The following is a 13,342-nucleotide window of genomic DNA, read 5'->3' as shown; positions in this document are numbered from 1 at the left end:
CTCCGGAGTAAGCACGGGGGCGCCGTTCGGTGGGACGCCGCGCCGAGCCTGGCCTATTGGACGGATGCCCCACGGTCGCAGCGCCCCTCGGCGGGCAAAACGGTCCGGGTATTGTATCGCGGAATCCGGATGCAGGGATGAACACACTTTTTTGGGTACCCTGGGGTCTTTCGACCCAGACCGAGAGCCCGATGGAAGCTGCCCGCGATCCCGAATTCCTCCCTCATGACGATCCCCTGCGGGAAGACGTGCGCCGCCTTGGCGCGCTGGTGGGCCAGATGCTGGCGGAGCAGGGCGGGCAAGGCTTCTTTGATCGGGTGGAGCACGTGCGGACGGCCGCCATCCACCGCCGCCGCAGTGGCGCGGCGGTGGATGCCCTGGCCGAATCCCTGACCGGCCTGGACGCCGCCGACGCCGAGGGGCTGGCCCGTGCCTTCGCCGCGTACTTCCAGGCGGTCAACACCGCCGAGCGCGTCCACCGCATCCGCCGCCGCCGCGATTACCAGCGCGAGGGCGGTGCGTCCCAGCCGGAATCGCTGGCGGCCGTGCTCGCCCTGTTGAAAGACGATGGCGTGAGCCGGGAGGAATTGATTCACCTGCTCGGTCGCCTGGACGTGGAGCCTGTGTTCACTGCGCATCCCACCGAGGCCGTGCGTCGCTCGCTACTGGAAAAGGAACAGGAGATCGTGCGCGCGCTGGTGGACGAGTTCGACCCGTCGCGCACGCCGCAGGAACGTCGCGACGACGACGCACGCATTCTCATGGCGCTCTCCGCCGGATGGCAGACCGCCGAAGCTTCGCCGGTGCGCCCGAGCGTGCAGGACGAGTTCGATCACGTGGGTTTCTACCTCGCCCGTCCGATCTATCGCGTGTTGCCGGCGCTCTACGAGTCTCTGCAGCAAGCCATTTCGGCGGCCTATGGCGACGACGTCGCGATTCCCCGCGTGCTGCGCTTCGCGACATGGGTGGGCGGCGACATGGACGGCAATCCCAACGTCAACGCCGACACCATCGCCGCGACGCTCTCGGCGCAGCGGTCGCTCGTGCTGGAACGCTATATCGAAGACGTGGACGCGCTTGGTCGCCTGCTGAGCCAGACGGAGGATCGCGTGCAATTGGACACGCGCCTGCGCGAGCGTATCGATGCGTATCGCGAACGCCTGCCCGACGCTGCGGCGCGCATCCGACCGCGGCATGCGGACATGCCCTATCGCTGCTTTCTCACCCTTGTCGCCGCGCGGTTGGAAGCCACCTTGCACGAGCAGGCGGAGGCGTATGCCACAGCGAGTGAATTCATCGACGATATCGCCCTCGTCGAAACCAGCTTGCTAGAACACGGTGGCCGCCATGCCGGTGCGTATGCCGTGGGCCGGGTGCTCTGGCGTGCGCGCACCTTCGGCTTTCATCTTGCGCGGTTGGATGTGCGTCAGGACGCGCGTGTGCACGACGAAGCGCTGGCCGCATTGCTTGGCGATGTCGACTGGGCGCAGCGCGATACTGCCGCGCGTGTCCAGACCTTGCGCCCGTATGCCGCGGGCGAACGAAGCTTCGTCGCCGGAGACGACCACGAGGCGGCCGGCATGCTGCGCGACGTGTTCGCTACGCTGGCGGACGCGCGCACGCGCTACGGCCACGAGGCTACCGGCCTGTACATCATCAGCATGGCCGAGACCGCGGCGGACGTGCTGGCCGTGCTGGCGCTCGCGCGGCGCGGTGGCCTGCTACACGAAGGCCGGGTGCCGCTCGACGTAGCGCCGCTGTTCGAGACCATCGACGATCTGGCTGGCGGCGCCGAGACCCTGCAAGCGTTGCTCGACGATCCGGTGTATCGCGCGCATCTCAAGGCACGCGGGGATCGCCAGTGGGTGATGCTCGGTTACTCCGACAGCGGCAAGGACGGCGGCACCGTCGCCTCGAAGTGGAGCCTGCAACGGGCGCAGGTGGAACTGCTCGAAGTGGCTGCGAAGGCGGGTATCCGCATTGCGTTCTTCCATGGTCGCGGCGGCTCGGCCAGCCGCGGCGGGTCACGCATCACGCCTGCGCTGATGGCGTCGCCGCGCGGTTCGGTCGGTGGCGTGCTGCGCGTGACGGAGCAGGGCGAGGTGATCCACCGCAAGTACGGCATCCGTGCGTTGGCGCTGCGCAATCTCGAACAGACGCTCGGTGCCGTCATGCGCGCGTCGTTGCGCCCGCGCGAAGCCGAGGTGCGCGAAGCGACCTGGAAGGAAACAATGGCCGCGCTCTCGGATGCGAGCCGCAAGGCGTATCGCGCGTTTGTCGAAACCGAGGGCTTCGTCGATTACTTCCGCGGCGCCACGCCCATCGACGTGATCGAGCGGATGACGCTCGGCTCGCGCCCGGCACGTCGGCGCAGCATGAAGGGTGTGGAAGATCTTCGCGCCATTCCCTGGGTGTTCTCCTGGACGCAGTGCCGCGCGGTGCTCACGGGTTGGTACGGGCTCGGTACGGGCCTGGACGCGGTGGCGAAGGACTGCGGCGAAGAGGCGCTGGTCCGCATGGCACGCGAGTGGCCGTTCTTCTCCACGATGCTGGACGACGTGGAAATGGTGCTCGCCAAGGCCGACATCGACATCGCCGAGGCGTTCTCGACCCTGGCCGGCCCGTTGCACGACCGTTTCTTCCCCATGGTGCGCGACGAATTCGAGCGTACCGTGCGCTGGGTCTTGAAGCTGAAGGGTGCGAGTGAGCTGCTGGCAGGCGACCCGCGCCTCGCAACGTCGATTCGGCTGCGCAATCCGTATGTGGACCCGATGAGCCTGCTGCAAGTCGACCTGCTGCGTCGCTGGCGCGCGACGGACGGCAGAGACGACGCGTTGCTCAACGCGCTGGTCGCATGCGTCAACGGCGTGTCGCAGGGTTTGCAGAACACGGGTTGATTGTCTCAGCGCGCGGTGATCGAAGCGGCGTGTCGCAGGATGTGCAGACTGCGGTTGGATTGTCTCGCCGCCATGGCGGCTCCCACAAGCAGGGGTGCGATGCCGTCGTAGGAGCCGGCATGCCGGCGAGGCAGGTTGCCGCGGTGCGCGGTTACCAAAACGACGTGTGCAGGCTTTGCAGACTGCGGACGGCTTTTCTCGCCGCCATCGCCGTTCGAACCGGCTGTTGGGTTGCTGTTATCCCCATCGCCAGCAGGCTGGCTCCCACCGCCAGTACCGAGGCCAGGCCAGCCTGCTGGTGAGTCAGGGCGTGCTGTGGTGGAGCCAGCCTGCTGGCGACGGGCAGCTAGTGAGCCATGGTCTGCTGCGGTGGGAGCCAGCCTGCTGGCGATAGGGGCAGCTAGTGAGCCAGGGTGTGCTGTGGTGGGAGCCAGCCTGCTGGCTATGGGGGCAGCTAGTGAGCCAGGGTGTGCTGTGGTGGGAGCCAGCCTGCTGGCGACGGGCAGCTAGTGAGCCATGGTCTGCTGCGGTGGGAGCCAGCCTGCTGGCGATGGGGGCAGCTAGTGAGCCAGGGCGTGCTGTGGTGGGAGCCAGCCTGCTGGCGATGGGGGCAGCTAGTGAGCCAGGATGTGCTGTGGTGGGAGCCAGCCTGCTGGCGATGGGGGCAGCTAATGAGCCAGGGTGTGCTGCGGTGGGAGCCAGCCTGCTGGCGATGGGGGCGCCTCAGTGTGGCGGTACCCTCAACCTTCCAGTTCTTCCCGCCGCGCGAACGTTGGGTGTGCAGACGGCGGTTGGATTGTCTCGCCGCTATAGCGGCTCCCACAGGGTGCGCGATGCCGTTGTAGGAGCCGGCATGCCGGCGAGGCAGGGGTCCTCAGCGTGCGCCTGCCCTCAACCTTCCAGCTCTTCCCACCGCGCGAACGCCGTTTCCAATTCCGCCTGCAGTTTCGCCAGCTCTTCGTTCGCGCGCGTGATGGCCGCCGCATCCTGCTGGAAATACTTGGGATCGTTCATCGCTTCGGTGCGCTTGGCGATCTCGGCTTCCAACTGTTCCAGTTTCGCCGGAAGCAATTCAAGTTCGCGCTGCTCCTTGAACGACAGCTTCCTCTTCGGCGCGGCAGGTGCTGCCGCTACCGGAGCGGCCACCGTTTTGGCAGCGGCCGGTTTCGCTAGTGCCGCAGCAGGCTTCTGCCGCAGCCAGTCACTGTAGCCACCCACGTATTCGCCCACGTTGCCGTCGCCTTCGAGTACCAGCGTGCTGGTGACGACGTTGTCGATGAAGTCGCGATCGTGCGAGACGAGCAGCAGCGTGCCCGTGTACTCGTTGAGCAGTTCTTCCAGCAGTTCCAGCGTCTCCACGTCGAGATCGTTGGTCGGTTCGTCCATGACCAGAAGATTCGACGGCTGCGCAAACAGCTTCGCCAGCAGCAGACGATTGCGTTCGCCGCCGGAGAGACGGGTGATCGGTGCGCGCGCCCGCTCGGGTGAGAACAGGAAGTCCTGCAGGTAGCCGATGATGTGCTTCCGCTGGCCGTTGAGTTCGATGTACTCGCGGCCCTCGGCCACGTTGTCGAGCGCATTCATGCGGTCGTCGAGCACGGAGCGATGCTGGTCGAAGTAGGCGATCTCGAGGCCGGTACCGAGCGTGACCTCGCCTTCCTGCGGCTTGAGTTCCGCGAGCAGGATCTTCAACAGCGTGGACTTGCCGGCGCCGTTCGGGCCCATGATGCCGACGCGGTCGCCGCGCATGATGGTGGTGGAGACGTCGCGCAGCAGCGTGCGTCCGCCGTAGGCCTGGGTCACGTGCTTCGCCTCGATCACCTTGCGGCCCGATGCCTGCGCCGTGGCGAGCGTGATGCGTGCATTGCCGGACTGCTCGCGGCGTTCCTGCCGCTCGCGGCGCATCGCCTTCAATGCGCGTACGCGACCTTCGTTGCGCGTGCGCCGCGCCTTGATGCCCTGGCGAATCCAGACTTCTTCCTGGGCAAGCTTGCGGTCGAAGTGCGCGTTGGCCTGTGCTTCGGCGTGCAGGCGCTCCTCGCGGCGGCGCAGATAGTTGTCGTAATCGCCCGGCCAGCTCGTGACCTGCCCGCGGTCGATTTCCACGATGCGCGTGGCGAGCGCGCGCAGGAAGCTGCGGTCATGGGTGATGAAGACGATGCTGCCGGTGAAGCTCTTCAGGAACCCTTCGAGCCACGCGATTGCCTCGATGTCGAGGTGGTTGGTGGGCTCGTCGAGCAGCAGCAGGTTCGGGTCGCGCACCAGTGCCTGACCAAGCAGCACGCGACGCTTCATACCACCGGAGAGTTCACTGAAATCGGTATGTGCGGGCAATTCCAGGCGTTCGATGACCTGCTGCACGCGCGAGTCGAGATCCCAGGCATTCTGCGCCTCGATCTGCGCCTGCACGTCGCCCAGGCCGTCCATGTCGCCTGCGTCGAGCAGGTGGTGGTAGCGGGCGAGCAGATGGCCGAGTTCGCCGAGGCCGTCGGCCACCACGTCGAACACGCTGCCCTTCGTGTCCTGCGGCACCTCCTGGGTCAGCCGCGCGATGCGCGTGCCGCCCTGAAGGCGAATTTCGCCATCGTCCGGATGCAGTTCACCGGCAACGAGCTTCAACAGCGTGGACTTGCCCGCGCCGTTGCGGCCGACGACGCAGACGCGCTCGCCGGCATCGAGGGAGAGATCGACCTGTTCGAGCAGGAGCGGGCCGCCGACGCTGTAGTCGACGTTGAGGAGTTGGATGAGCGACATGCCGCCATTGTACCCGAGCACCCGAAACCAACGGCGGGACCGGCGGCCCGACTGTGGGAGCCGCTATAGCGGCGAGAAGCCGCCGGAGCGGCGATGCCGGACAGTGTGGTCCCTCGAACCTCGCCGCCATAGCGGCTTGTATGTTGTGTCCGCCCCTTTCTCTCGCCGGCAAGGCGAGGGATAAGGGGCTGGGGTGAGGGACGCTAGTGGTATCGGCTCGACCAACGAGACCGACAGTGAGAGACATCCCGACCCATCGTGAGCGTCGATGAAGGATCTGGCGATCCGATCGCCGATGAACAAGCTAACGCGTCGATGGGCTTCACCCCAGCCGTCCTTGAGACTACGAGGAGTGGGACCATGAAGCCAGTACGTCATTTCGGGATCGATATCGACAAGGCGGCTCTGACGGTGGCTTGCCACCAAGTGCCGGGTCAGACGCGGCGGATCGGCAACGACCCGCCGGCCATTGATGCGTGGCTGGATGAGTTGCCGCCGCGCAGCGTGCTGGCCGTGGAAGCCAGCGGCGCCTGCCATCAGACGTTGTTGCAGCGTGCGGTGGCCAAGGGGGTGGCCATTTACCTGCTCAATCCGCGGGACGTGCGCCATTACGCGGAGAGCCTGCGGCGACGGGCCAAGACCGATCGGGTCGACGCCCAAGTCATTGCCCGTTATCTGGAGCGCGAGCAGGACCATTTACGACGCTATACCGCGCCGGAAGAGCATGCGGCCAGCCTGGAATGGCTGCTGCGGCGACGGGCCTTGCTGGTGAGGCAGCAAGGCAGCCTGCGGTTAGGTTTCCAGGACGCGCCGCTGCCCGCTATCGATGCCTTGTTGGCGCAGTACAAAGCCGCCCTGGCCCAGATCGACCGACTCATCGATGAGCAGGTCGCCGCCGATCGGGCGCGCCAACAACAACGCGAACTGCTGCGCACCATTCCCGGCGTGGGGGCGCTTAGCAGTGCGGCCTTGCTGAGCCTTTTCTGGCGCCTGCCAGGCATTGGCGCCGAGGCGCTGATTGCCTATATCGGCTTGGACCCTCGGCCCCGGGAGTCCGGCAGCTACCGCGGCACGCGTAAGCTCTCCAAGCGGGGCGAGGCGGAATTTCGACGACTGACTTACATGGCGGCGGCCACCTTCGCTCGGCATACGGTCGGCCAAGCACTCTACGCGCGCTACCGCGCGCGCGGACTCAGTGCCACCGCCGTCTTCGTGATCCTGGCTCGGAAGATCATCCGACTCGCCCACGCCATCCTCACTAAAGGTCAGCCCTTCGACCCCGAACGCTTCGCTGCCGCTTGCGCCTCAACATAGGATCTCCCACACAGTACTCAGAGAGTGTCCACCCGGTAGCGCGTGTGCTGCCGCCATATCGTGCCGGGACGCAGAATCGCGGCCTCGGCATCCGGCCCGTTCACCTGGTCCGGAAACGCCTGGGTTTCCAGGGCGAAACCCGCGAACGGACCATAGCTTTCCCCGTGCCGCCCGGGTTGACCGGTCAGCTTCTGGCCGCTGTAGAACTGAAGGCCGGGGCGGTCGGTCTCCACGGTGAGGCGGCGGCCGCTGGAAGGCTCGGTCACCACAGCCACCACGCGAAGCGCACCGTCCGCCGTCCGGCGCGGCACGTAGCAGTGATCGAAGCCGCCCACGAGTCGCAACTGAGGGTCGGGCCAGTGCAGGCGCGCTCCGATCGGTGCGGGTTCGCGGAAGTCGAACGCGCTGCCCGCCACCGGCTCGCGGCCGGTCGGTATCGCCCCCGCATCGATCGCGAGAAATTCGTCGGCGTCGATGTGGATCAGGTGGTCGCGGATATCCGGGCGGCGATCGTTGAGATTGAAATACGGGTGCGCGGTGAGACTGAGCGGCGTGGGCGCGTTGGTGCGTGCCTCATAGCGCAGGTCGAGCGTGCCGTCGTCCTCCAGCCGCATGCGCAGCTCCACATCGACCTCGCCAGGGAAGCCGCCGTCGCCTTCCGGCGACACGAGACGCAGCACGAGGTCGTCGCCCTCCGGCTCCACGTCCCAGCGGTGGAGGTGAAATCCGTCATGGCCGCCGTGGAGGTGATTGCCGCCGTCGTTGCGGTCCACTTTGTAGTCGATGCCATCGAGGCGGAAACGTCCGCCTCGGATGCGGTTCGCCCAGCGTCCGACGATGGCGCCCATATAGGCGTTCGAGTCGATGTACTGCGACGCGTCGGCATGGCCGAGCAGCACTTCGCCCCTCCTCCCATGGCGATCGGGCGTCTGCCAGGAAAGCAGTGTGCCACCCAGGTCGCTGACGTCGATCTGGGTGTCGCGGGCGTTGCGCAGGGTCCAGCGGTGAAGCGGGCGGCCGTCGGGGTGTTGGCCCCAGGCGGTGGCGTTGGATACGGGCATGAAACGTTCCGAACGGATGGCGATCAGGTCGCGGCCGTCTTGCGGTGGAGGTCGAGGTACTGGCGCGGCGTGCAGTCGTACTCACGCCGGAATACCGCATACATGTATTGCAGCGAAGTGAAGCCGCAACGAAGCGCGACGTCCGCCAGCGGCGTATCGGTGTTGGCGATGAGATCGCACGCGGTGTCGAGTTTGTGCTTCAGGATCACCTGATGCACGGTCTGCTTCAGCTCACGTTTGAAGTGTTCTTCGAGCACAGTGCGCGACACGCCGACGTAGTCGGCGACCTGCTCGGTCTTGATGCCGAGGCAGCCGTACTGGCGGATGTAGTGGCTCGCACGCATCACGTGCGGGCTGCGCATGGGTTGATAACGGCTGGAGACCTGCACGTTGATGCCGACCGGTGGCACCAGCACGCGCGTAGACGAGCAATCGATACCGCGCAGCATCTGGTGCAGCAGATGCGCTGCGGTACGGCCCATTTCTTCGGCGCCCTGGATCACCGAGGTCAGCGGGATGCGCGTCAGCAGTTGCGCCATCGGGTCGTTGTCGATGCCCACGATCGCGATCTGCTCGGGTACGGCGAAGCCGCCCATCACGCACGCCTGCAGCAACTGCCGCGCGCGGGCGTCGGTGACGGCGATGATGCCAATGGGCTTCGGCAGCTCGGCCAGCCAGGTCACCAGTTCCTCGACGGCGGCGCCCCAGCCGCCCGCGCTGGTCGGCGAGCCCTCGTAGACGAGGCCTTCGACCGACTCATCGTCCACGATGGCCCGGAACGCGTGTTCGCGTTCCTGCGCCCAGCGGCTGCCGGGGTGGGGCGGGATGCCGTAGAAGGCGAAACGGGATAGGCCCTGCTCGATCAGATGATCGTAGGCGAGCCGTACCAGACGTGGATTGTCGGTGGCGATGTACGGCACGCCGGCCGGGTAGGCGGCCGGATCGTGGTACGAGCCGCCCACCGCCACGACCGGAATATGCAGGTCGCGCAGGGCTTCCGGTGCTTCCGGGTCGTCGAAGTCGGCGATGACGCCGTCACCGCGAAACTGGTGGATGTCGCGCATGCGGCTACGAAAATCCTCTTCCATGAAGAGGTCCCATTCCACGCGCGTGCTGTTGAGATAGTGACCGATGCCGGCGATGACCTGACGGTCGTACACCTTGTTGGCATTGAACAGCAGGGCGATGCGATGGGGAGCCATGGGTTTCCGGGACAACGGTCGACGCGCGCTATGGTGTATACCACCCCGCGAAAAGCTAACAGGCTTCACCGCGCCTGACCATGACGCGGCGCGGCATCGAAAAAGACGCGGGCGCCGAGGGATATCGCAATTGCATGTCGGGTGCCCCCCTCGTCAGCATCGTCGGGATTCGTCCCCACGTTTGTCAAGGAATTGTTATGTCGTACTTTTCCAGCATCCCCGCCATCCGCTACGAAGGTACCGGCAGCGAGAATCCTCTGGCCTTCCGCCACTACGATCCGACCAAGCTGGTGCTGGGCAAGAGCATGGCCGAGCACCTGCGCCTCGCGACCTGCTACTGGCACACCTTCGTCTGGCCGGGCTCCGACGTGTTCGGTGCCGGTACGTTCGAGCGTCCCTGGCAGCAGGCCGGCGAGCCGATGGCCAAGGCGCGCGAGAAAGCCGATGCGGCATTCGATTTCTTCTCCCGCCTCGGCACGCCTTATTACACCTTCCACGACACCGACGTGGCGCCGGAAGGCAACAGCATTGCCGAGTACAAGAACAACTTCGCCGCGATGGTCGACGTGCTCGAGAAGAAGCAGGCCGAGACCGGGGTGAAGCTTCTCTGGGGCACGGCCAACGTGTTCAGCAACCCGCGTTATGCCGCGGGTGCCGCGACCAATCCGCAGCCGGAGGTCTTCGCCTATGCGGCGACCCAGGTACGTCATGCGATGGAAGCCACGCATCGCCTCGGCGGGGCCAACTACGTGCTGTGGGGTGGCCGCGAGGGCTACGACACGCTGCTCAATACCGACCTGAAACGTGAGCGCGCCCAGCTCGGTCGTTTCTTCCAGATGGTGGTCGAGCACAAGCACAAGATCGGCTTCAAGGGCACGATCCTCATCGAGCCGAAGCCGCAGGAGCCGACCAAGCACCAGTACGACTACGACACGGCCACGGTCTACGGTTTCCTCAAGGACTTTGGGCTCGAGAACGAGGTGAAGACCAACCTCGAGGCGAACCACGCCACGCTGGCGGGCCACTCGTTCCACCACGAGGTTGCCACCTCGATCGCGCTCGGCCTGTTCGGTTCGATCGACGCCAACCGCGGCGATCCGCAGAACGGCTGGGACACCGACCAGTTCCCGAACAGCGTGGAAGAGCTGACCCTGGTGGTCTACGAGATCGTGAAGGCCGGTGGTTTCACCACGGGCGGTTTCAACTTCGACACCAAGGTGCGCCGCCAGAGCAGCGCGCCGGAAGACCTCTTCCACGGTCACATCGGCGCGATCGACGCCCTGGCACTCAGCCTGGAGCGCGCGGCGAAGATGATCGAGCGCGATGCGCTCGCCGACTTCAAGGCCAAGCGTTACGCCGGATGGGACGCCGACTTCGGCAGCAAGATCCTGAGCGGCGGTTACACGCTCGCCTCGCTCGCCGATGAAGCGCTCTCGCGCGACCTCCACCCGAAGCACGTGTCGGGCGGTCAGGAACTGCTCGAGAACATCGTCAATCGCTATATCTATGGATGATATGAGACCTGACATGGAAGCACGGGGACGTACCTGGCTCGGCATCGACCTGGGTACGTCCTCGGTCAAGGCCATCCTGATGGACGAGGCGGGGAGCGTGTGCGCGAGTGCCACGCAACCCCTGGCCATTTTGCATCCCCATCCGCGCTGGTCCGAGCAGGACCCGGAAGCCTGGTGGTCCGCCACCGAGGCCGCCGTTGCGGAGGTGCTCGCCGGCACCGACGCCCGCCGCGTGGCGGGCATCGGGCTCTCCGGACAGATGCATGGCGCGACGCTGCTCGACGCCTCCGATCGCGTCCTGCGCCCCGCCATTCTCTGGAACGACGGCCGCTCGGACGTCGAATGCGCCGAGCTTGAACGCGTGCCCGGCTTCCGCGCCATCACAGGCAATCTCGCGATGCCCGGCTTCACCGCACCCAAGCTGGCCTGGGTACGACGTCACGAGCGCGACGTGTTCGATCGCGTGGCGAAGGTGCTCCTGCCGAAGGACTATCTGCGCCTGCGGCTTACCGGCGAATACATGACCGACGCCTCGGATGCTGCCGGCACCCTGTGGTTGGACGTGGAGCAGCGCCGCTGGAGCGACGCGATGCTTGCGGCCACCGGGCTCGATCGCTCACACATGCCACAGGTGCTCGAAGGCACGCAGCAGGCAGGGCGCCTGCGTCGCGAACTGGCGGAGCGCTGGGGCATGGATACGGTGCCGGTCGCGGCAGGCGGCGGCGACAACGCGGCCGGCGCGGTAGGCGTGGGCATCGTTCGCGGTGGCCAGGCGATGCTCTCGCTGGGCACCTCGGGCGTGTACTTCGCCGTGTCCGACGGTTTTCGTTCCAGTCCCGAGCAGGCAGTGCACAGCTTCTGCCACGCCTTGCCCGATACCTGGCACCTGATGTCCGTGATGCTCAACGCAGCGAGCTGCCTCGACTTCACCGCCCGCCTGACCGGCCAGCGCGACGTGCCGGCACTGCTGGCGGAAGCCGAAGACCGCGGGCTGTTGAAGGATGGGCCGATGTTCCTGCCGTACCTCACCGGCGAGCGGACGCCACATAACGACCCGCGCGTTCGCGGTTCCTTCACGCATCTCGGTCCAGATACCGACCGGGCGGATCTCGCCAACGCCACGCTCGAAGGTGTGGGGCTGGGCTTGCTCGACGGCCTGCTGGCGGTGGAATCCACGGGGCTCGTCGCGGAAGAAATCACCGTCATCGGCGGCGGTTCGCGCAGTGCCTACTGGACGCAGATGCTTGCCGACATTCTCGGCAAGCGGCTGGTGCTTCGCAGCGGCAGCGAGGTCGGGCCGGCACTCGGCGCGGCTCGTCTGGCGCGTCTCGCCAGCGATCCGGGCGCCTCGTTGGAAGAGGTCTGCCCCATGCCGGCGATCACCGCGGCGCGCGAGCCCGATGCAGCGCGTCATGCTTATTTTCTGCAAACGCGCCACCCTTTGTTCCGCCTTTCGTACGACCGCTTGAAACCCTTGTATTCCGACGCCGCTCGCGGCGACGATTTCCGCCCCTCGTAAGGGGCGAACCCTAGACGCATGGAGAAGACGATGAAGCAGAAGGCTCTACACACTTTGCTGGCCGTATCGATGGTCGCGGCCGGTGTCTTTGCGACCCCGCAGGCACACGCGAGCAAGGAAAAGCCGGTGATCGGCTTCTCCATCGACGACCTTCGCGTCGAGCGCTGGACCCGCGACCGCGATTACTTCAAGGCGGCCGCCGAGGCCAAGGGTGCCACCGTGTCGGTGCAGTCGGCCGATGCCAACGAGCAGAAGCAGATCCAGCAGATCGAGAACCTGATCTCCCGCAAGGTCGACGTGATCGTGATCGTGCCGTTCAACGCCAAGACGCTCACCACCGTGGTGGCCGAGGCGCAGAAGGCCGGCATCAAGGTCATTTCCTACGATCGCCTGATCCTCAATGCCGACGTCGATGCGTACATCTCGTTCGACAACGACAAGGTCGGCCAGATGCAGGCGCAGGGCGTGGTGGACGCCACGGGCGGCAAGGGCAATTACTTCCTGCTCGGCGGCGCGCCGACCGACAATAACGCCAAGATCCTGCGGGAAGGCCAGATGAAGGTGCTGGACCCGCTGGTCAAGAGCGGTGCCGTCAAGATCGTGGGCCAGCAGTGGACCAACGAGTGGCTGGCTTCCAACGCGCAGTCGATCATCGAGAACGCGCTCACGGCCAACAAGAACAACATCCAGGGTATCGTCGCTTCCAATGACGGCACCGCGGGTGGCGCCATCGCTGCGTTGAACGGCCAGAAGCTGGCCGGCAAGGTGGCCGTGTCCGGTCAGGACGCCGACCTCGCCGCGATCAAGCGCATCAAGGCCGGCACGCAGACCATGACGGTGTACAAGCCGATCAAGCAGATCGCCACCGATGCGGCGAATCTTGCCGTGGATCTGGCCAAGGGCACCCCGGCCAAGTTCACCTCGAAGATGAACAACGGCAAGAAGGATGTCGATACCATCCTGCTCACCCCGACCCTGTTGACCAAGAAGAATGTCGACATCGTGGTGCAGGACGGGTTCTATACCCAGGCACAGGTCGGCCAGTAAGCCGTAAGATCAGGCGGCGCCCGTCCGGGCGCCG

At 65.9% G+C, this 13,342-nt stretch carries 8 protein-coding genes and 1 riboswitch; of the genes, 5 read left to right on the top strand and 3 right to left on the bottom strand.

The features are described 5' to 3' along the window. Nucleotides 1-10: 10 nt before the first annotated feature. Nucleotides 11-95: riboswitch (S-adenosyl-L-homocysteine riboswitch) on the bottom strand. Between the two features lie 96 nt (nucleotides 96-191). After that, on the top strand, nucleotides 192-2,897 hold the full coding sequence (gene ppc, locus IM816_RS15650; protein WP_250340783.1) for a phosphoenolpyruvate carboxylase: 2,706 nt from the start codon (nucleotides 192-194) through the stop codon (nucleotides 2,895-2,897). Nucleotides 2,898-3,788: 891 nt separating this feature from the next. Here ppc and IM816_RS15645 read toward each other — a convergent pair. Then, complete coding sequence (locus tag IM816_RS15645) at nucleotides 3,789-5,651, bottom strand: ATP-binding cassette domain-containing protein (protein WP_250338795.1); 1,863 nt, start codon at nucleotides 5,649-5,651, stop codon at nucleotides 3,789-3,791. 360 nt (nucleotides 5,652-6,011) lie between these two features. Between IM816_RS15645 and IM816_RS15640 the strand changes: the two genes are divergently transcribed. After that, a complete protein-coding gene (locus IM816_RS15640) occupies nucleotides 6,012-6,965 on the top strand; it encodes an IS110 family transposase (RefSeq protein WP_250338290.1) in 954 nt (317 codons plus the stop codon). Nucleotides 6,966-6,982: 17 nt separating this feature from the next. Here the strand turns inward: IM816_RS15640 and IM816_RS15635 are convergent, their stop codons facing one another. Both IM816_RS15635 and IM816_RS15630 read right to left on the bottom strand, forming a co-directional pair. Beyond that, the gene (locus IM816_RS15635) at nucleotides 6,983-8,026 is read right to left on the bottom strand and encodes an aldose epimerase family protein (RefSeq protein WP_250338794.1); all 1,044 of its coding nucleotides are present in this window, start codon (nucleotides 8,024-8,026) and stop codon (nucleotides 6,983-6,985) included. A 23-nt stretch (nucleotides 8,027-8,049) separates the two neighbouring features. Continuing rightward, the gene (locus IM816_RS15630) at nucleotides 8,050-9,228 is read right to left on the bottom strand and encodes a XylR family transcriptional regulator (RefSeq protein ID WP_250338793.1); all 1,179 of its coding nucleotides are present in this window, start codon (nucleotides 9,226-9,228) and stop codon (nucleotides 8,050-8,052) included. 197 nt (nucleotides 9,229-9,425) lie between these two features. On the opposite strand from IM816_RS15630, the gene xylA reads away from it, so the two are divergent. The 3 genes from xylA to xylF are packed head-to-tail and all read left to right on the top strand — an operon-like array spanning nucleotide 9,426 to nucleotide 13,308. Beyond that, entirely contained in the window at nucleotides 9,426-10,742 is a 1,317-nt protein-coding gene (gene xylA / locus IM816_RS15625) for a xylose isomerase (protein ID WP_250338792.1), read from the top strand. A gap of 13 nt (nucleotides 10,743-10,755) precedes the next feature. Next, nucleotides 10,756-12,261, top strand: a complete 1,506-nt coding sequence (xylB, locus tag IM816_RS15620; protein ID WP_250338791.1) for a xylulokinase — start codon at nucleotides 10,756-10,758, stop codon at nucleotides 12,259-12,261. Nucleotides 12,262-12,291: 30 nt separating this feature from the next. Then, a complete protein-coding gene (gene xylF, locus IM816_RS15615) occupies nucleotides 12,292-13,308 on the top strand; it encodes a D-xylose ABC transporter substrate-binding protein (protein ID WP_218184723.1) in 1,017 nt (338 codons plus the stop codon). The last annotated feature ends 34 nt before the right edge of the window (nucleotides 13,309-13,342 follow it).

Origin of the sequence: Luteibacter flocculans (assembly GCF_023612255.1) — a bacterium.
In the GTDB taxonomy this organism is placed as follows: Bacteria; Pseudomonadota; Gammaproteobacteria; order Xanthomonadales; family Rhodanobacteraceae; genus Luteibacter; species Luteibacter flocculans.
Note: the sequence above shows the minus strand (reverse complement) of the source record. Positions and strands in the feature narration are given on the sequence as shown.

What these genes read in the sequence shown, in the direction of transcription:
- ppc (WP_250340783.1), top strand. Translation starts at nt 192, where the DNA reads ATGGAAGCTGCCCGCGATCCCGAATTCCTCCCTCATGACGATCCCCTG.
- IM816_RS15645 (WP_250338795.1), bottom strand. Translation starts at nt 5,651, where the DNA reads ATGTCGCTCATCCAACTCCTCAACGTCGACTACAGCGTCGGCGGCCCG.
- IM816_RS15640 (WP_250338290.1), top strand. Translation starts at nt 6,012, where the DNA reads ATGAAGCCAGTACGTCATTTCGGGATCGATATCGACAAGGCGGCTCTG.
- IM816_RS15635 (WP_250338794.1), bottom strand. Translation starts at nt 8,026, where the DNA reads ATGCCCGTATCCAACGCCACCGCCTGGGGCCAACACCCCGACGGCCGC.
- IM816_RS15630 (WP_250338793.1), bottom strand. Translation starts at nt 9,228, where the DNA reads ATGGCTCCCCATCGCATCGCCCTGCTGTTCAATGCCAACAAGGTGTAC.
- xylA (WP_250338792.1), top strand. Translation starts at nt 9,426, where the DNA reads ATGTCGTACTTTTCCAGCATCCCCGCCATCCGCTACGAAGGTACCGGC.
- xylB (WP_250338791.1), top strand. Translation starts at nt 10,756, where the DNA reads ATGGAAGCACGGGGACGTACCTGGCTCGGCATCGACCTGGGTACGTCC.
- xylF (WP_218184723.1), top strand. Translation starts at nt 12,292, where the DNA reads ATGAAGCAGAAGGCTCTACACACTTTGCTGGCCGTATCGATGGTCGCG.